11 protein-coding genes are annotated in these 18992 nt (G+C 71.0%); 6 read left to right on the forward strand and 5 right to left on the reverse strand.

Going from position 1 to position 18992, the window contains the following annotated elements; all coding sequences use genetic code 11:
- Positions 1-307 precede the first annotated feature (307 nt).
- Positions 308-3493 (forward strand): DNRLRE domain-containing protein, encoded by a 3186-nt coding sequence (locus ACFYXS_RS37855; RefSeq protein ID WP_389256337.1) that lies wholly within the window; start codon positions 308-310, stop codon positions 3491-3493.
- A 128-nt stretch (positions 3494-3621) separates the two neighbouring features.
- Here the strand turns inward: ACFYXS_RS37855 and frc are convergent, their stop codons facing one another.
- Positions 3622-4878 carry a formyl-CoA transferase gene (gene frc, locus ACFYXS_RS37860; protein ID WP_389256338.1) on the reverse strand — a complete coding sequence of 419 codons (1257 nt, stop codon included), beginning with the start codon at positions 4876-4878 and terminating at the stop codon, positions 3622-3624.
- 93 nt (positions 4879-4971) lie between these two features.
- Positions 4972-6723 carry an oxalyl-CoA decarboxylase gene (gene oxc, locus ACFYXS_RS37865; protein WP_389256339.1) on the reverse strand — a complete coding sequence of 584 codons (1752 nt, stop codon included), beginning with the start codon at positions 6721-6723 and terminating at the stop codon, positions 4972-4974.
- 272 nt (positions 6724-6995) lie between these two features.
- Between oxc and ACFYXS_RS37870 the strand changes: the two genes are divergently transcribed.
- Entirely contained in the window at positions 6996-8627 is a 1632-nt protein-coding gene (locus ACFYXS_RS37870; RefSeq protein WP_389256340.1) for a FadD7 family fatty acid--CoA ligase, read from the forward strand.
- Here ACFYXS_RS37870 and ACFYXS_RS37875 read toward each other — a convergent pair.
- Complete coding sequence (locus ACFYXS_RS37875; protein ID WP_389256341.1) at positions 8620-9552, reverse strand: LysR family transcriptional regulator; 933 nt, start codon at positions 9550-9552, stop codon at positions 8620-8622. The two genes, ACFYXS_RS37870 and ACFYXS_RS37875, sit on opposite strands and share 8 nt — an antisense overlap.
- A 228-nt stretch (positions 9553-9780) precedes the next feature.
- A complete protein-coding gene (locus ACFYXS_RS37880; protein ID WP_389256342.1) occupies positions 9781-10794 on the reverse strand; it encodes a 2-dehydropantoate 2-reductase in 1014 nt (337 codons plus the stop codon).
- Between the two features lie 403 nt (positions 10795-11197).
- Between ACFYXS_RS37880 and ACFYXS_RS37885 the strand changes: the two genes are divergently transcribed.
- The 3 genes from ACFYXS_RS37885 (at position 11198) to ACFYXS_RS37895 (ending at position 15132) form a co-directional block, all read left to right on the forward strand.
- On the forward strand, positions 11198-12745 hold the full coding sequence (locus ACFYXS_RS37885; RefSeq protein WP_389256343.1) for a Re/Si-specific NAD(P)(+) transhydrogenase subunit alpha: 1548 nt from the start codon (positions 11198-11200) through the stop codon (positions 12743-12745).
- A 6-nt stretch (positions 12746-12751) separates the two neighbouring features.
- On the forward strand, positions 12752-14227 hold the full coding sequence (gene pntB / locus ACFYXS_RS37890) for a Re/Si-specific NAD(P)(+) transhydrogenase subunit beta (protein WP_389256344.1): 1476 nt from the start codon (positions 12752-12754) through the stop codon (positions 14225-14227).
- Positions 14228-14436: 209 nt separating this feature from the next.
- Entirely contained in the window at positions 14437-15132 is a 696-nt protein-coding gene (locus ACFYXS_RS37895; protein ID WP_389256345.1) for a GntR family transcriptional regulator, read from the forward strand.
- 207 nt (positions 15133-15339) lie between these two features.
- On the opposite strand, the gene ACFYXS_RS37900 is transcribed toward ACFYXS_RS37895, so the two are convergent.
- Positions 15340-16770 (reverse strand): OFA family MFS transporter, encoded by a 1431-nt coding sequence (locus ACFYXS_RS37900; protein WP_389256346.1) that lies wholly within the window; start codon positions 16768-16770, stop codon positions 15340-15342.
- Between the two features lie 1061 nt (positions 16771-17831).
- Here ACFYXS_RS37900 and ACFYXS_RS37905 point away from each other — a divergent pair.
- Complete coding sequence (locus ACFYXS_RS37905) at positions 17832-18848, forward strand: lactonase family protein (RefSeq protein WP_389256347.1); 1017 nt, start codon at positions 17832-17834, stop codon at positions 18846-18848.
- Positions 18849-18992 lie beyond the last annotated feature (144 nt).

The raw sequence follows: 18992 nt of genomic DNA on the forward strand, positions 1-18992 counted from the left end.
GAAGCCCGCGAAGGTGATCTGCGACACGGGGCAAAACGGATCAGAACCCCCCACTGACGGCTAATCAGAAGGATGGGGGAATTCCAGTGATCACCACCAATGCGACCACGGAAAAGCCCTGAATCGGACTCAGTTAACAACTGGTCAAGCAGAGCCCTCATTCGTGTAACGGATTCATAAAACCTTCACGCATGGACGTCAATGCTTCACGTGTGTGATCGTGTGCCCGCCTTCTGCCCCGCGGCCTGCCGACCGGGGCTGTCTGTGCTGTCCTCAATCCGCTTGGTTCCCACGGGAGTAGACCGCCGTGACCGCGCCGCCTCGCTTTCTCAGCCCATTCGTGCGCACGCGCACACGGCTGTCCCTGACCCTCGGCCTCGTGCTGGCCGCCCTGACCGCCGCCCTGCTGCCGTGGTGGCAGCCGGACGCCCCTTCCCCGACCACCGCCGGCCGCGGCACCACCCACGCCACCCCCGCCTCCACCGGTCCGCGCGACGAGGCCACCGCGATGGCCCAGGCCCTGCGCACGCACAAGCAGGTACGGGTCGACACGGCGACCAGCGCCACCACTTCGACCTGGGCGCTGCCCAACGGCTCCTTCAAGACCCGGATCACGGCCACCCCGACCCGGGCGAAGAACGCCCATGGCGAATGGGCCCCGATCGACAACACCCTGAAGCGAACGGCCGCGGCCCCCAAGGGCCTTGGCATCGCACCCGCGAACCCGGCCGTTCCCGTCCGCTTCGCGAGCGGCACCGTCCGAAAGGCGCGCGCCGACCGCTCGCTCGCCCGTACCGGGACTCCGGGTGAGACCGTGCTCGCCGAGGTCGAACTCGACGGCCACACCGTCGCGTACACCTGGCCGGGCGCGCTGCCCGCTCCGGTCCTCGACGGGCCGCGCGCCCTGTACTCCGAGGTCCTCCCGGGCGTCGACCTGCTGCTCGTCGCCCGCGAAGAGGGCGGCATGGCGCAGGTCCTGATCGTCAAGACCGCCGAGGCCGCGCGGCAGGAAGCGCTCAGGACCGTCTCGTACGGCCTGCGCTCCGCCACGGCCGTCTTCCGGCAGGACCGCAAGGCCGACCGGGTCCGGGTCCTGGACGAGACCGGCAACGAGGTCGGCTCGATCCCGACGCCGTTCGCGTGGGACTCCAGCGGCCGTGACCCCGAACTGCCCGAGGGCACAGCGAACCGTACGTCCGTCGCCACCCCGGCCGACGTGCTGAAGCTGTCGGGCCTCACCGGCATCGAGCCCGGCGCGCGGTCCGCCCCGCTGCCGATCGCCCTGGACGGCGAGAACACCCACGCCGCCCGGCTCGGCCTCGGCTTCGCCGCCACCGGCCTCGCGGCGCGCGAGGACGTCACGTACCCGCTGTTCGTCGACCCGCCGCTGAACCCCGGCTGGGACGCGTGGACGGTGGCCTACAAGCCGTACCCGAGCACCAGCTTCTTCAACGGCACCAACTTCTCCTCCGGTACCTCCGACGCCCGCGTGGGCCACGAGTCCGACACCGGCGGCACCGCCCGCTCCTTCTGGCGCATGGACTGGAACAAGTCCATCAAGGGCGCGGAGATCACCAGCGCGAGCTTCAAGGTGCTCAACAACCACTCCTGGTCCTGCACGAGCCGCGAGTTCCAGTTGTGGCGCACCGGCGCGATCTCGTCCGGCACGACGTGGAACGCGCAACCGAGCTGGTCCGACGAGATCCAGCGCAAGTCCTTCGCGCACGGCTGGTCGTCGAGCTCCTGCCCGGACGACTACGAGGCCTTCAACGTCAAGGACGCCGCCCAGTACGCCACCGACAGGGGCGATTCGACCGTCACCCTGGGCATGCGGGCCACGAGCGAGTCGGACACCCAGACCTGGCGCAAGTTCAAGGCGACCTCCGCGACCATCGAGGCCGTCTACAACCGCAACCCGTCCGAGCCCACCAGCGGTTCCTCCAAGCCCGGCGGCCCCTGCACGCCCGGCCCCGGCGCGGGAGTGACGGTCGGCAAGACCAACATCACCCTGTCGGTGACCGCCAAGGACCCCGACAACAACATGAGCAAGGTCCGCTTCCGGTTCTGGAAGACCGGCGGCACGGTCCCGGCCGGCGTCGAGATCCCGATCGGCGGGTCCGGCGGAACCGCCACGTACACCATTCCGTCCAGCGATCCGCTGCTGAAGGACATCACCACCAACACCACCTTCTCCTGGGACGCCATGGGCAAGGACTCGGCGGGCGCGACGTCCACCAACTACCCGCCGGGCACCGAGCCCTGCCGCATCACGGTGGACCCGAGCGGACCGTCCCAGCCCGTCGTCACCAGCGATGTGTACCTCAAGGCCACTTCGGACGGCGCCACGTGGGCGACGGTGAAGTTCGGCCTGACCGGACCGATCACCTTCGAATCGCCGGGGGCCGCGAGGTTCACCTACGCGTGGGGCGGGGTCGGCGCGGTCTCCGTCAACGCGGACGCCAACGGGCTGGCCACCGTCCCCGACCTGCGGCCGCTGAACGCCGGCCCCAACACACTCCAGGTCTACGCCTACGACAGCCTCGGCAACGCCAGCGCGCGGACGGACTACACGACCTACGTCCCGCCGAGGGACAACGCCGACGCCCCGGGTGACACCGGCGGCGACGGCACCCCCGACCTGCTCCTCATCGACAACACCGGCGTCCTGCGCACGTATCCGGGCCAGCCGGGCGGCGAGCTGTACGGCCAGCTGACGTCCTCGTACAGCCTGGGCCCCGACGGCAAGGCCGCGCTGACCCCGCCCGGTCACTGGTACAACGCCACGACCGGCAAGGCCGCGCTGATCGCGCACTACCAGGACGCCTACCCGGGCGACGGCACCACGGACCTCTTCGCCGTCGACCCGGACGGCGGGTTCTGGCTCTACCCGGGCGACGGTTACGGCTCGTTCGACGTCGGCCAGCGGCTGAGGATCCGCCTCCCGTCGAACGCGCCCGCGCCGTCCACCTGGACCCAGCTCAAGGCCATCGGCGACATCACCGGCGACAAGCTGCCCGATCTGGTCCTGCGCACCGACGTCGGCTTCTGGGTGCTCTCCGGCTACAGCGGCGCCACCTTCAGGACCGCGACCTTGATGAACCCCGACGCCTGGGGCCGCCGCGACATCGTCAACCTGGCCGACATGAACAAGGACGGCACGCCCGACCTGCTCTGGCGCAACCTGGACAACGGCAACATGTACGTCCGGCACGGCAAGCCCGGCTCCGTCGCCGGCAGCGTCGACCTCAACTCCCTGATGCTGGCGGCCAACTCGCTCAACGGCGACGTCGCGTTCGGCACCAGCTGGACCGAGGCCAACGTCGACGCGGCGATCGGCATCCCGGACATCAACAGCGACGGCATCCCGGACATCTGGGCCCGGTTCCGGTCGGACGGCCACATGGCCGTCTACAACCCGTCCACGACCAACACAAACGGACCGGTGAAGACGGTCATCGGGTCCGGCTGGAACGACAAGTTGGTCTTCGGGTGATCCGGCCCGTCTGACCCGGCCCGAACGAAGACGTCGGCCTCCAGGACCCGGTTGGGGTTCTGGAGGCCGACGTCATGTGGACCCCCGGACCGGCCGACAGCATTCGACGGCCGCCTCGGTGGGACGGGTCAGACGACGACGTTGCCCTCGTGCAGCGCGCGGATGGCGTCCGCGTCGTAGCCGAGGTCGGCGAGCACCTCGTCGGTGTGCTCGCCGAGCAGCGGGGCGCCGATGATCTCGGGCTTGAAGCCGGAGAACTTGATCGGGCTGCCCACGGTCAGGAAGGTGCCGCGCTCCTTCTGCTCGACCTCGACGATCGTGCCGCTCTTGCGCATGTCGGGGTCGGCGGCGAGCTCCTTCATGCTGAGCACGGGCGCGCAGGGCACCTCCCACGTACGGAGGATGTCCACGGCCTCGTACTTGGTCTTGTCGGCCAGCCACTTCTCGATCTCACCGAAGATCTCGAAGATGTGCGACTGGCGGGCCTTGGCGGTGGTGTACTCGGGGTCCTCGACCCACTCGGGCCGGCCGATGGCCTCGGCGGTCCGCTTCCAGTTCTGCTCCTGGATGGTGAAGTAGATGTAGGCGTTGGGGTCGGTCTCCCAGCCCTTGCACTTCAGGATCCAGCCGGGCTGGCCGCCGCCGCCCGCGTTGCCGCCGCGCGGCACCGTGTCGCCGAACTCGCCGTTCGGGTACTGCGGGTACTCCTCCAGGTAGCCGACCTTCTCCAGGCGCTGCTGGTCGCGGAGCTTGACCCGGGTGAGGTTGAGGACGGCGTCCTGCATGGACACCGACACCTTCTGGCCCAGGCCCGTCGCGTTGCGCTGGATGATGGCGGTCAGCAGCCCGATCAGCAGGTGCATGCCGGTGTTGCTGTCGCCGAGGGCCGAGCCGCTGATGGTCGGCGGGCCGTCCCAGAAGCCCGTGGTGGAGGCGGCGCCGCCGGCGGCCTGGGCGACGTTCTCGTAGACCTTGAGGTCGTTCCACGACGACTCGTCGTTGAAGCCCTTGACCGAGCCGAAGATCAGCCGCGGGTTGAGCTGGTGGATGTGGTCCCAGCCCAGGCCCATGCGGTCCATGGCGCCCGGGGCGAAGTTCTCGACCAGGATGTCCGCCTCGCGGATCAGCTTCTCCATGACCTCCTTGCCCTCGGGGGTCTTGGTGTTGATGGCCAGCGAGCGCTTGTTGCTGTTGAGCATCGTGAAGTAGAGCGCGTCGAGGTCGGGGATGTCCCGGAGCTGGTTGCGGGTCACGTCGCCGCCCTGCGGGCGCTCGACCTTGATGACGTCGGCGCCGAACCAGGCGAGCATCTGGGTGCACGCGGGACCGGCCTGGACCCCGGTGAAGTCGATCACCTTGATTCCGGCGAGCGGCTTGTCACTCATGGTGGCTTCCTTCTGGTGAATGTTCGCGGTGCGGGTGGTGGGCTGTGCTGGCGGGATGACGCGGGGTGCGGGAGGGCGGGTGGTGACTGGTCGTCACTTCTTCGCCGGCACGATGTTGCCGACGGTGATGCCCTTCGGGTTGAGGTGCGAGATGTGACCGCTCTCGGTGCCCGCCGAGGGGTCGATCACGCAGTCGATGAGCGCCGGGCCGCCCGAGGCCAGTGCCTCGGTGAGGGCGGCGGTGACCTCGGCGGGCGTGGTCGCGCGGTAGCCCTTGCCGCCGAACGCCTCGATCATCAGCTCGTGGCGGGCGGCGGACATCAGGGTCGTCGGGGACGGGGCGTCGTCGAGGGGGTTGACGTCGTCACCCCGGTAGACGCCGCCGTTGTTCATGATCACGGTGACCACGGGCAGCTTGTAGCGGCAGATCGTCTCCAGCTCCATGCCGCTGAACCCGAAGGCGCTGTCGCCCTCGACGGCCACGACCGGCGCGCCGCTCTCGACGGCGGCGGCGATCGCGTAACCCATGCCGATGCCCATGACGCCCCACGTGCCGCTGTCCAGGCGGTGCCGCGGCACGTGCATGTCGATCACATTGCGCGCGATGTCCAGGGCGTTGGCGCCCTCGTTGACGATGTACGTCTCGGGGCGCTCGCGCACGACGTCGCGCACCGCCTTCAGGGCGCCCATGAACTGCATCGGGTGCGGGTCGGCCTTCAGGCGCTCGGCCATCTTGGCGACGTTCTGCGCCGAGCGCGCCGCCAGTTCCTCGCGCCAGGCGGCCGGGGCGGAGATCTGGCCGGGCTTGGTGCGCTCGGCGAGCGCGTCGAGCACCGACTCGATGTCGCCGACGAGCGGGGCGGCGATGGGCTGGTTGCTGTCCATCTCCTTGGGCTCGATGTCGACCTGGATGAACTTGGCGTCGGGATTCCACTGCGGTGCCTCGCCGTGGTTCAGCAGCCAGTTGAGGCGGGCGCCCACCAGCATCACGACGTCGGCCTTCTTCAGCGCCAGCGAGCGGGCGGTGGCGGCCGACTGCGGGTGGTCGTCGGGCAGCAGGCCCTTGGCCATCGACATCGGCACGTACGGGATGCCGGTGGACTCGATGAACTCGCGTACCTGGTCGTCCGCCTGGGCGTACGCGGCGCCCTTGCCGAGGACCACCAGCGGCCGCCGGGCGCCGGCCAGCAGCTCGATGGCGCGGTCCACCGCCTCGGGCGCGGGGATCTGGCGCGGCGCGGGGTCGACGAGACGGCTGACCGTCCTCGCGCCCTCGTCGGCGTTCATGATGGAGCCGAGCACCGCGGCGGGGATGTCGAGATAGACACCGCCGGGGCGCCCGGAGATCGCGGTGCGCAGGGCGCGGGCGATGCCGCGGCCGATGTCCTCGACCCGGCTCACGCGGTAGGCGGCCTTGCAGAACTGCTGGGCGGCGGCGAGCTGGTCCATCTCCTCGTAGTCGCCCTGCTTGAGGTCGACGAGGTGGCGCTCGCTGGAGCCGGAGATCTGCACCATGGGGAAGCAGTTGGTGGTGGCGTTTGCCAGCGCGACGAGCCCGTTGAGGAAGCCCGGCGCGGACACCGTCAGGCACACGCCCGGCTTCTTCGTCAGGTAGCCGGCCGCCGCCGCCGCGTGTCCCGCGTTGCTCTCGTGACGGAAGCCGATGTAGCGGATGCCCTGCGCCTGGGCGAGGCGGGCCAGGTCGGTGATCGGGATGCCGACCACCCCGTAGATGGTGTCGACATCGTTCGACTTGAGCGCGTCGACGACCAGGTGGTACCCGTCGGTGAGCTCGGCCGGAACGTCGGCGGTCGCCACGGTCTCCAGTGGTGAGGGGGCGGTCATGGTCCGAGGTCCTCCTTGGGCAGGTCATGCCTGTGCGGCTACTCGTCTCACCATCCGCAGCGCGCCCGCCCGCGTCCAAGACCTATCGGCGACCAGCCCATAAGCAGCGTCTATCAACGCACGCCGCGGCGGTCCCGGGCACCCTTGATAGACGTCCGCTATCGACCGTTCACCAGCGCGTATTGGACGCGCGGCGGGCGCCCCGCCCAGTCTCGCTGGGGAGACGGCTCACCAGAGGCGGCTCCACCGACCCGGCGCAAGGAGGTGCGGTCATGACCGTTCCGGCCGCAGCATCCGTGCGCGACCCGAACCGCTACCGGCCGCCGGCCGTCGGCGGCCTCGCCGATCTCCTGGACCGGCACGTCCGCGAGCGTCCCCGCGCCCGCGCGCTCATCGTCACCGGGGACCGGGTGGAGCTGTCCTACGGCGCGCTCTCCGCCCTGGCCGACGACGTGGCCGCCCGGTTCGCCGGTGCGGGGCTGCGGCGCGGGGACGCGGTCGGCCTGGTGTGCGCCAACACCGTCGAGTTCGTCGTCGCGCTCCTGGGCGGGGCGCGTGCGGGGCTGGTGGTCGCCCCCGTGGACCCCGCCCTGCCCAGCTCCCAGGTGTCCGCCCGGATGGAGTCACTGGGGGTGCGGGCGCTGCTGCTCGGTCCGTCCGCGGGCGAGACCGCGCCGGTCACGCCCCCCGGCCTCCCGGCGTGGACCCTGCGCGTGGCGGTGTCCCGCGCCGGGACGGCGTCGGCGGCGCTCGACACCGGCGCGCCCGCGCCCACGGCGGCCGCCCGGGGCACGGCCCGCGAACTCGTCGACGGCGACGCCCTGGTCCTGTTCACCGCGGGAACCACCGACCGGGCCAAGATGGTCCCCCTCAGCCACGCCAACGTGGCCGCGTCCGTACGGAACATCTGCGCCACCTACGAACTGGGGCCCGGCGACGCGACCGTGGCGGTGATGCCGTTCTTCCACGGCCACGGACTGTTCGCCGCGCTGCTGGCCTCCCTGGCGAGCGGCGGCTGCGTGCTGCTGCCCGCGCGCGGCCGGTTCTCGGCGGGCACGTTCTGGGACGACATGCGGGCGGCGGGCGCCACCTGGTTCACCGCGGTACCGACGATCCACGAGATCCTGCTGGACCGCTCGGCGATCGACCACCCGGGCCCGCAGGCGCCCGCGCACGGCCCGCCGCTGAGGTTCGTGCGCAGTTGCAGCGCCCCCCTGAACGCGGCCACCCAGCGGGCGTTGGAGCGCGCGCTGGGTGCGCCGCTGCTGTCGGCGTACGGGATGACGGAGTCCACCCACCAGGCGGCCAGCGAACCGCTGCCGCGCCACGGGCCGTTGAAGCACGGTTCGGTCGGCCGCCCGACCGGGGTGGAGCTGCGGGTCGTGGGCCCGGGCGGGCGGCCCTGCCCATCCGGTGCCGAGGGCGAGGTGTGGGTGCGGGGCGCCACCGTCGCCCGCGGCTACCTCGCCGACCAGGCGGAGACGGAACGCGGTTTCGGCGACGGATGGCTCCGTACCGGCGACCTCGGAACGCTCGACGAGGACGGCTACCTCTTCCTGACCGGGCGCATCAAGAACCTGATCAACCGCGGGGGCGAGAAGATCTCGCCCGAGCACGTCGAGGACGTCCTGGCCGGCTGCCCCGGTGTCGCCGAGGCCGCCGTGTTCGCCGTGCCCGACGCGACGTACGGTCAGCGCGTCGGCGCCGCCGTGGTCCTGTCGCGGGGCGAGAGCGTCGGGCCGGAGGAGATCCTGCGGTACTGCCGCGCCCGGCTGGCCGCCTTCGAGGTGCCCGACCGGCTCTCCGTCGTCGCCGCGCTCCCGCACACCGCCAAGGGCGGGCTCGACCGGGCGGCGGTGAACGCCCTCTACGCGGACCGGACGCCCGGTCCCGGCCTCACCTGACGCGATGCTCGGCCGGCAGCGGCTCGTCGAAGAACTCGTCCAGCGACAGGCCCGCCGCGGCGTTCATGAAGGCCCGTGCCGCGACCGGGCCGGGGGTCGCGGAGTGGATCGCGACCGACACCTGCGCCCTGGCGTCCGGCTCGACCAGGCGCACGGCCCGCATCCTGCCGAGCGGCGGCATGGCCCGCAGCCAGGTGTGCGGCACGATGCTCGCGCACGCGCCGGCGCCCACGCTGGCGTACAGGGCGGCGACCGAGTCGGTCTCCACCTGGGGGGTCACCACGACCCCGCTCTCCGCGAAGGCGCTGTCGATGACCTGACGGATCCTCATGTCGGGGGTCAGCAGGGCGAGCGGCAGCTGCGCCGCGTCCGACCAGCGCATGGTGTCGGCCGGGGACAGCAGCTGGTCGCTGGGGGCGAGCAGCATGTACCGCTCCTCGTACAGCGACATCACCTGGAGGTTCTCCCGGTCGTGGGGAGCGAAGTGGGCGATGGCGGCGTCGAGTTCGAACGCGAGCAGCTGGCGGTGCAGCTCCGTGGTCGACAGCCGGGAGCGGACCTGCACCTTGGCCAGCGGGTGCGCCGCGCAGAACGCGGCGACGGGCAGCACGAGGGTCGTGGACGCCGTGGGTTCCGTGCCCAGCCGCAGGGTGCCGGTGATGCCCGACTGGACGGCGGCGACCTCGGCCTTGAAGGCCTCCTGCTCGGCCAGGATCCGCTTGGCCCACACGACGAGGCGTTCGCCCTCGGGGGTGAGGCCCTGGTAGTTGTGGCCGCGGTTGATCAGGGTGACGTTCAGCTCGCGTTCGAGCTTGGCGATCGCCGCGGAGAGCGCGGGCTGGGACACGTAGCAGGACTCGGCCGCCCGCGCGAAGTGCCTCTCCCTGGCCACCGCCACGAAGTACTCCAGCTGGCGGAACAGCATGAACGACTCCTCTCTGCCTGGGGCCGTGGCCGCGCCGGCGCTTCCTGCTGGAGTCGCAAGGCCGTCATGGGTGCCGCTGGTTGCGGTGGGGCCCGGTCAGCTTACCGAGCGCGGTGTCCCCGCCCTCGTACCTGCCGCGAGGCCGGTGCGGACCCCGGGTCCCGGCACGGTCGTGCCGGGACCCGGGGCCGCACCACTTCGCCGTTCCTCGTGCGGACGGGGCCCGCGTTACGCGGGCTCCGCCTTGTGGGCGCTGTCGTCGATCTCCCAGCCCGCCGCGGCGCGTTGCGCCAGAAGGTCGGTGGCGGCGTGGACCGCGCGCAGGGCGGGTGCCTCGGTGCCGGAAATGTCGGCCATCTCCACCACCGCCGTGACGATGGCGTCGAGTTCGAGTTGCTTGCCGGCCTCCAGGTCCTGGAGCATCGAGGTCTTGTGGTGTCCGACGCCTTCCGCGCCGCGCAGCCGCTTCTCGATCGAGATGTCCGGGGTGCTGCCGACCCTGGCCGCGATGTCCAGGGTTTCCTCCATGAGTTGGGTGACCAGCCGCCGGGTGTGCGGGTTCCGGCAGATCTCGACCATCGTCGCCCTGGTCAGGGCGCTGATCGGGTTGAACGCGACGTTGCCCATCAGCTTGATCCAGATGTCGTCGCGCAGGTTCGGCTCCACCGGGCTCTTGAGGCCGCCCGCGATCATGGCCTCGCTCAGGGCCGTGCACCGGTCGGAGATCCCGCCGGCCGGCTCACCGACGGAGAAGCGGGTGCCCTCCAGGTGCCGGATGACCCCGGGGGCCTCGATGACGGTGGCGGGGTAGACCACGCAGCCGATTGCCCGTTCCGGTGGCAGCACCTCGCTGGTGGCGCCGCCCGGGTCGACCGACTCGATCCGCCGCCCTTCGTAGGGACCGGTGAGCCGGTGGAAGTACCACCACGGGATGCCGTTCTGAGCGGCCACCACCGCGGTGTTCTCGTCGAGCAGCGGGGCGACCATTGATCCGGAGCCCGGGTAGGCGTGTGCCTTCAGGCCGAGGAAGACGTAGTCCACCGGACCGATCTCGGCGGGGTCGTCGGTGGCGTGGGGCCGTGCCACGAAGTCGCCTCGCGGACTGAGTACCCGGACCCCGTCCGCACGTATGGCCCGCAGATGCTCACCTCGGGCGATCAGGTGGACGTCGGCGCCACCACGGTGCAGTGCCGCGCCCCAGTAGGCGCCGATCGCACCGGCTCCGAGGACTGCAATTCTCACGGCGGCTCCTCTCGATTCGAGCGGGAATGAATACTGTATGCAGTGCTGTCCGGCGATGTACAGTCCCTTCACGGAAAGGCGCGCGCCCGTACGCCGGGCCCCGCCGCGGACCGGCACCGTGCCGGGCCCGTGTCAACGCCCCACAAGGCGGCACAACTCACACCCCCGGCTGGTTGGCCGGGCACCCAGCGGGGGAAACCTTCGCCGCACACGCTGTGCCGGCGCGCCACCGCGCATCGAGGCCGGCACGCCGTCGCAAGGAACGCACCGCTGGGCACGTCCGCCGACGGCTCGTGGTGAAGGCCCACGTCAGGAGGGCCGGGCTGGCCACGCGCAGGACGGCCGACGGCCCACCTGGCAACGGAACCGGTACGTCAGTCGGAAGGGACGGAACAGGAGAGCGATGTCGGATTCACCACCGCAGCAGATCGGTGTCGTCACCGAGTCCACCGCCGGGGAGACCCGCGTGGCGGCCACACCGGACAGTGTCCGCAAGCTCCGGGCCATCGGCTACGAGGTCGTCGTGGAGTCGGAGGCCGGCACGGCCTCGGGCTTCTCCGACGAGGCCTACACCGAGGCCGGGGCGCGGATCGGCGACGCCTGGCACGCGGACGTCGTGCTCAAGGTCAACGCGCCCTCGCAGGAGGAGACGGCCAAACTGCGCGACGGGGCGACCCTCGTCGCGCTGATCGCCCCCGCGATCAATCCCGGCCTCGTCGACGAGCTCGCACGGCGGCCGATCACCGTCCTGTCGATGGACGCCGTGCCCCGCATATCCCGGGCCCAGTCGATGGACGTGCTCAGCTCGATGGCCAACATCGCGGGCTACCGGGCGGTGATCGAGGCCGCCCACGTCTTCGGGCGCTTCTTCACCGGCCAGGTCACCGCGGCGGGCAAGGTGCCGCCCGCGAAGGTCCTGGTGGCCGGCGCGGGCGTGGCCGGTCTCGCGGCGATCGGCGCGGCGGGCAGCCTGGGCGCGGTGGTGCGGGCCACCGACCCCCGGGCCGAGGTCGCCGACCAAGTGCGCTCACTGGGCGGCGAGTTCCTCGCCGTGGAGGTCGAGCAGGAGTCCGGCGACGACGGGTACGCCAAGGCGACCTCCGACGCGTACGACCGGCGCGCGGCCGAGATCTACAGCGAGCAGGCAGCCGACGTCGACATCATCATCACCACCGCGCTGATCCCCGGCCGCCCGGCGCCCCGGCTGATCACGGCCGCCGACGTGGCGTCCATGAAGCCCGGCAGCGTCATCGTGGACATGGCCGCGGCGCAGGGCGGCAACGTCGAGGGCACGGTCAGCGGCAAGGCGATCGTCACCGACAACGACGTGACGATCATCGGCTACACCGACCTCGCGGGCCGGCTGCCCGCCCAGGCCTCGCAGCTGTACGGGACCAACCTCGTCAACCTGCTCAAGCTGCTGACGCCGGGCAAGGACGGGCGGCTGACGCTGGACTTCGACGACGTCGTCCAGCGGTCGGTGACCGTGGTGCGGGACGGCGAGAAGACCTGGCCGCCACCGCCCGTCCAGGTGTCCGCCGCGGCACCCGCGCAGCCGGCCGTCGCGGCCCCTGCCGCGGCCCCGCAGTCCAAGGAGGCCCGCCTCTCGCCGGCGGTCCGCTACGGCCTCGTCGGCCTCTGCATGATCGCGATGTTCCTCCTCGTCGCCTTCTCCCCCGCCCAGCTCATCGGCAACTTCACGGTGTTCGCGCTCGCCGTGGTCATCGGCTACTACGTGATCGGCAAGGTCCATCACGCCCTGCACACCCCGCTGATGTCGGTCACCAACGCGATCTCCGGGATCGTGGTGGTCGGCGCGCTGCTGCAGATCGGCCACGACGGGGTGCTCGTCGCCGTGCTGTCGCTCGTGGCGATCACGCTGACCACCGTGAACATCTTCGGAGGATTCGCCGTCACCCGCCGCATGCTCGGCATGTTCTCGAAAGGCTGAGGATCGATGACCGCAACCACGGCCGCACAGGCCGCCGACATCGTCGCCGCACTGCTCTTCATCTTCAGCCTGGCCGGGCTCTCCCAGCACCGCACCTCCCGCGCCGGGGTGGCCTACGGCATCGGCGGCATGGCGCTCGCCCTCGTCGCCACCGTCGTCGTCGCCGCACGGGACATCTCGACGGGCGCCGTCCTGCTGATCGTCCTCGCCACCGCCGTCGGCGGGGCCGTGGGCCTGTGGCGGGCCCGCAAGGTCGAGATGACCCAGATGCCGGAGCTCATCGCCGTCCTGCACAGCCTCGTCGGCCTCGCCGCGGTGCTGGTCGGCTGGAACAGCTACCTGGAGGTCGAGGCGCACGGCGGGGAGCAGACCCGGATCGCCGCCGAACTGCTGCGGATCCACCACGCCGAGGTGTTCATCGGCATCTTCATCGGCGCGGTGACCTTCACCGGCTCCATCATCGCGTTCCTGAAGCTGTCGGCCCGGATCAAGTCCCGTCCGCTCACGCTGCCGGGGAAGAACGCCCTCAACCTCGGCGCGCTGGCCGCCTTCGTGGCGCTGACGGTCTGGTTCTCCGTCAGTCCGAGCCTCGGGCTGATGATCGCCGTCACCGTCCTCGCGCTCGCGCTGGGCTGGCACCTGGTCGCCTCCATCGGCGGTGGCGACATGCCGGTCGTCGTCTCGATGCTCAACAGCTACTCGGGCTGGGCGGCCGCCGCGGCGGGCTTCCTGCTCAACAACAACCTGCTCATCGTCACCGGCGCGCTGGTGGGCTCCTCCGGTGCCTACCTGTCGTACGTGATGTGCAAGGCGATGAACCGGTCCTTCATCTCGGTGATCGCCGGCGGATTCGGCATCGAGGCGGCGCCGAGCGGCGAGGCCGAGCAGGGCGAGCACCGCGAGACCAGCGCCGAGGAGACCGCCGAGCTGCTGGAGAACGCCACCTCGGTGATCATCACGCCGGGCTACGGCATGGCGGTCGCCCAGGCCCAGCACCCGGTGGCCGAACTGACCCAGGCCCTGCGCGGGCGCGGGGTGCAGGTGCGGTTCGGCGTGCACCCGGTGGCGGGACGGCTCCCCGGGCACATGAACGTGCTGCTGGCCGAGGCCCGGGTGCCCTACGACGTCGTGCTGGAAATGGACGAGATCAACGACGACTTCGCCGGCACCACCGTGGTGCTGGTCATCGGCGCCAACGACACCGTCAACCCGGCCGCGCAGGAGGACCCGGCCAGCCCGATCGCCGGCATGCCGGTGCTGCGGGTATGGGAGGCCGAGAACGTCGTCGTCTTCAAGCGGTCCATGTCCTCGGGGTATGCGGGCGTGCAGAACCCGCTGTTCTTCCGCGAGAACACCCGCATGCTCTTCGGTGACGCGAAGCAGAGCGTGGAGGGCATCCTGCGGGCGCTGAGCCCGACGGACTCCGGCTCCGCGGCGTCGCGGCCGGGCCCCCGTGCGGCCGAGCAGCCCTCGCACGCCTGAGCGGGCGCCGCGCCCCGGCACGCGGCGGGGCGGGAGGGCCTCGGCCTCCCGCCCCGCCCGGCACGTCCCCGCCCGGCGCGGCTCGGCCCGCCCTCCACCAGCGTCAACTGCCGGTCGCTTACCAAGTCTTGTAGAAGACTGTGCGTAGATTGCATACCAAAACCTGTATTCTGGCTCCGTCACCGAACCGCAGTCCGATGAGGGGGCCCATGCGCGACACACGCACCGCCGCAGCCGCCACCGTCCGGATCAACCGACCGGCGCCGCTGCGCCAGGCCGTCTACGACGCGCTGATCGACCTGATCATCAACGGCACCCTCACCCCCGGCCAGCACCTGGTCGAGGGCGAACTCGCCGAACACCTCGGCGTCAGCCGCCAGCCCGTACGCGAAGCCCTCCAGCGACTCCAGACCGACGGCTGGGTCGACCTCCGACCCGCCCAAGGAGCCTTCGTCCACTCCCCCACCCAGGAAGAGGCCGCCCAACTCCTCAGCGTCCGCGCCGTCCTGGAGACCCACTCCGCGCACGGCGCCGCACTGCACGCCACCGAGGAGGACGTGGCCCGCCTGTGGGAGCTGCAGGAGGCCGGTATCGCGGCCCTGGCGGCGGACGACGCGCGGGGCATCGTCGAGGCCAACGCGGCCCTGCACGGCTTCATCACCGAGCTGTCCCGCAACAAGGTGCTGGCGGAACTGATCCCCCAGGTCGACCGGCGGGTGCGCTGGTACTACATGCCGATCGCCAAGCCGCGCGGCAAGGAGGCGTGGAACGAGCACGCCTCCCTCATCGACGCCATCGCCGAGGGCGACGCGGAGCGCGCGGAGGAACTGATGCGCTGCCATACCCAGCGCACCACGGATTTCTACGGCCGGCAGATCGCCGCCGCCGGCGCCCGGAACGGGTGACGTGCGGCTGCCCCATCTCCCCGTACGGACAGGGGAAATGGGGCGGGGCCGGACGAAGCAGGGAGCGCACCCCACCGGCCGGCCCCGCTCCCGTGACGCGGACGACCCGGCGCGGAACTGCCGCTGGACCGGGCCGGGCTCCGTTCGCCCGCGCACGTCTCGCGGGAGGGGGCGCCGGGGCGGGCGCCCCCTCCGGTACGGGGCCGCTCAGCCGCTGCTCGCCTCGGCGGGGGACGGCTCGGCCGCCGGGTCGCCGGCGGCCTCCTGCGTCTGGGCGACGGCTCCTGCCACATGCGTGGGCTTCGGCTGGCGCAGGAACAAGGTGATCGCGGCCGACAGGAAGGCGATGCCTCCGGCCAGGCTGTAGCCACCGGTGTAGCCCCACGCACTGATCACCGAGGCGGCCAGACCGCCGCCGAACACGCCGCCGAACAGCTTGGCGCTGTAGACCAGCCCGTAGTTCTGCGCGTTGTTGTTCTCACCGAAGTAGTCCGGCACGAGCGCGGCGAACAGCGGGTAGAAGGCACCGCCGCCGAAGCCGTTCACGAACGCGAAGATCAGGAAGAGGGGTTCGTTGTGGGCCTGGCCCGACCACAGGACGCCGAACTGCGCCACGCCGGCGACGACCAGCACCAGCGTCAGCGTCCGCTTGCGGCCCAGGGTGTCGGACAGCCAGCCCACCGCCGCCCGGCCGACGCCGTTGACCACGGCGAGCACACCGGCGGACGACGCGGCCACCAGCGGCCCGAAGCCGAGGCTCTTGGCGAACGGCACCTGGAAGTTGATGCCGAAGAGCGACACGCCGCCGATGCACACCAGGGCGAACCACATCAGCGGCAGCTGCCCGGTCCTGATCGCCTGCATCGGGGTGAACTGGGCCTTCGCCGGGGGGTTCTTGGCCAGCCGCTTCGCGACGCGCGCGGAGTCCTCGGTCGTGCCCCGGTTCAGCGGGTCCACGTCCTGCGGCCACCAGCTCTTCGGCGGGTCCTTGAAGAACATGCCGCACACGCCCACCACGATCACCATGAATACGGCGATCAAGTCGAGCACCAGCTTGAAGTTCCCGGGGTGGAACCAGTAGCTGAAGACGAAGATGAACGGCAGAGTGCCGTAGGCGAAGCCGCCGTTGACGAACCCGGTGCGGGCGCCCTTGTTGTCCGGGTACCACTTGCCGACCATGTTGATGCAGGTCGCGTACACCAGACCCGCTCCGGTGCCGCCCAGCACCGAGTAGCCGAGGATCACCACGACGGGGTTGCCGAAGTGCGCGACGGCCGAGAGCCCGAGGCCGGACAGCAGCGCGCCGGCGAGCATGGCCGTCCTGGCCGGCAGGACGCCGGTCTCCCTCAGCCGGCCGGCGGGGAACGCCACTCCGGCCTGGAAGACCGCCCAGACACTGGCGATCCAGAACGCCTCCGTGAGCGTCCAGCCGTGGGCGGTCTCCAGCGTCGACTCCGCGGAGCTGTAGCCGTACTCAAAGACGCTGACACCCATCATCGCGAACCACGGCAGCCAGACCATCCAGGCCCGGGGCCTGCCCAGGATGGACCGGTCGGTCTCGCCGACCCGGTACACGCGGCCGTTCACGTCGGTGACCTCCCGATAGGGAGCAGGAGCCACCTCAGGTATTGCTGACATGTGTGCCTTCCCTTGCGTGAAAAGAACCTGGCGTGCGCTCCCTGGGCCTTTCTCTTCATGCGGCGGGGTGGTACGGATTCCCATCCCTGCGGCACGGCCGGCAAGCGGCCGCGCCGGTGGTACGCCGTCCGTTCGGCTGGGGTCCGGGGCGGCATCCCGGGCCGTGCAGCGCATGGTCGGTGGCACATCGGTGCAACCCGCGGGCACGCGAAGAAGCCGCGCCCGGGGCGGAGTTGTGGCTGGTCAGCCGGTCGGTGTGTGCTGCATTACATACTGGAGATTGCATACGGTATGGATCCGCGGAAGCGTGTGTCCAGAGGATGTCGGGAAGATTGACTACCGCATTACCATTGCCGCTTGGGCAGCCCCCGAGCGACGCCGTCATGCGGGCGCCCCGGCACCCCGCGAGAACCCCGCGCCGCGGAACGATCGCCCGACACGTCGTCATGTGGGCTCGATCCAGGGCCACTTCGGACTCACGAGGACATCCCGGCAGCACAGCGGCCCGCATGTCGAGGCGGCGCAGAGGGTGGCCAAACCCCCGGCGATGGACCACGGTCACGCCGGCGCGGGCCACGCGAGTGGCCGTCGCCAAGGTGCACGATGGTCGGCGGTGACCGAGGCACACGGTCCGCGTTCGACCGTGCCGCCCCGCCGTCGGCCCGCGCGAGCTCTGCTGTGCGGGTGGTGGGACCGCACGGAGGTCCGCCCACGCCGCCTCGGTGACACCCCTGGGAAACGCTGTTGAAAACCTGACTTCGCACCCACGTGCGGTCGAGCCTTTTCTTACCGAAGGATTTCGAGTGGTCCCAAGGGGCCGGCTCCCGGTAAGGCACGCGCCGGCGTCGCCGCTAAGGCAGTGATGAGGCCGCCAGGCCTCGTATCAGCCCGGTGGGGAGACCACCGACACCCAGGTGAGGATGATCATGGGAATGTCTTTCCGGACTGCCCGGACAGCCGGTGCAGGCGTTGTCGCTGCGGCGGCGTTGGCGGTATTCGCCGGTCCCGCGTCGGCGCAGGCGGCGCAGTCGGTACACCAGCAGAGTCGCTCCGAAGCTCCGGTGTTCGTGCAGACCGACCGGGCCGCCGGCAACACGGTCGTGGCCTACCACCGTGCGGCAGACGGCTCCCTGGAGCAGCGCGGTGTGTACGCGACGGGCGGCCTCGGGGGGAAGCAGGACGGGGCCGCGGTGGACAACCTGGCTTCCCAGGGCTCCCTGACGTACGACAAGGAGCACGGGCTCCTGTACGCGGTGAATGCCGGGAGCAACACGGTCACGGTGTTCTCGGTGCAGGGCGACCGGCTCACACGGCGCCAGGTGATCTCCTCCGGTGGCGCCTTCCCGGTGTCGGTCACCGTGCACGGCAACCTCGTGTACGTGCTGAACGCTGTGGACGGCGGCTCGGTGCAGGGATACCTGCGAGTCGGGGACCGGCTGGTGGAGGTGCCCTCGTGGCACCGTGAGCTCGGTCTGGACCCGAACGCCACCCCGCAGTTCACCCACACTCCGGCACAGGTCGGCCTGACCCCGGACGGGAGCAAGCTGGTCATCACCACCAAGGGCGTCGGCAACAGCATCGTCGTCTTCCCCGTCGGCATTCTGGGCATCGCGGCGAAGCCCGTCGTCACCCCTACCCCCGGCGCCGTGCCGTTCGGGTTCACCTTCGATGCCGCCGGCCGGCTGGTTGTCACCGAGGCCGGTCCCAATGCCGTGGCGACCTACGCGTTCGGCCGCGACGCCCGGCTCACCAAGGTCAGCGAGGTCGCCACCGGTCAGGCGGCGACCTGCTGGGTGGTCCGCGACGGTGAGAACTTCTACGCGGCCAACGCGGGCAGCGGCTCCCTGACCGGTCTGCACGGCGACACCCGCGGTTCGCTGCGTGCGCTCGGCACCACCTCGACCGGGGCGGGCACGGTCGACGTCGCCGTCTCCTCCGACGGGACGTTCCTCTACGCCCAGACCGGGGCAGCCGGCGGGGTCGATGCGTTCCGCGTCAACACCGACGGCTCGCTGACGAAGGTCGATTCGGTCGTCGTGCCCGAGGCGGTCGGCGGCGAGGGCATCGTCGCCCTCTGAGCAGGGGGGGAAGCGGCCGCCGCCGAGACGCGGCTGCCGCTTCCCCGGTGAGGTCCGGTGCAGCGGACATCCCTCATCCGTACACATGGTGTCCCTCCGCGCCGGCCTCGGGTGAGACGTCCTGCTCGGGCGTCGGGTTAGCCT

It is taken from the genome of Streptomyces sp. NPDC002574, assembly GCF_042889545.1.
In the GTDB taxonomy this organism is placed as follows: domain Bacteria; phylum Actinomycetota; class Actinomycetes; order Streptomycetales; family Streptomycetaceae; genus Actinacidiphila.

Coding starts and splice junctions, on each gene's coding strand:
- frc (WP_389256338.1), bottom strand. CDS start 4,878: ATGAGTGACAAGCCGCTCGCCGGAATCAAGGTGATCGACTTCACCGGG.
- oxc (WP_389256339.1), bottom strand. CDS start 6,723: ATGACCGCCCCCTCACCACTGGAGACCGTGGCGACCGCCGACGTTCCG.
- ACFYXS_RS37870 (WP_389256340.1), top strand. CDS start 6,996: ATGACCGTTCCGGCCGCAGCATCCGTGCGCGACCCGAACCGCTACCGG.
- ACFYXS_RS37875 (WP_389256341.1), bottom strand. CDS start 9,552: ATGCTGTTCCGCCAGCTGGAGTACTTCGTGGCGGTGGCCAGGGAGAGG.
- ACFYXS_RS37885 (WP_389256343.1), top strand. CDS start 11,198: ATGTCGGATTCACCACCGCAGCAGATCGGTGTCGTCACCGAGTCCACC.
- pntB (WP_389256344.1), top strand. CDS start 12,752: ATGACCGCAACCACGGCCGCACAGGCCGCCGACATCGTCGCCGCACTG.
- ACFYXS_RS37895 (WP_389256345.1), top strand. CDS start 14,437: ATGCGCGACACACGCACCGCCGCAGCCGCCACCGTCCGGATCAACCGA.
- ACFYXS_RS37900 (WP_389256346.1), bottom strand. CDS start 16,770: ATGTCAGCAATACCTGAGGTGGCTCCTGCTCCCTATCGGGAGGTCACC.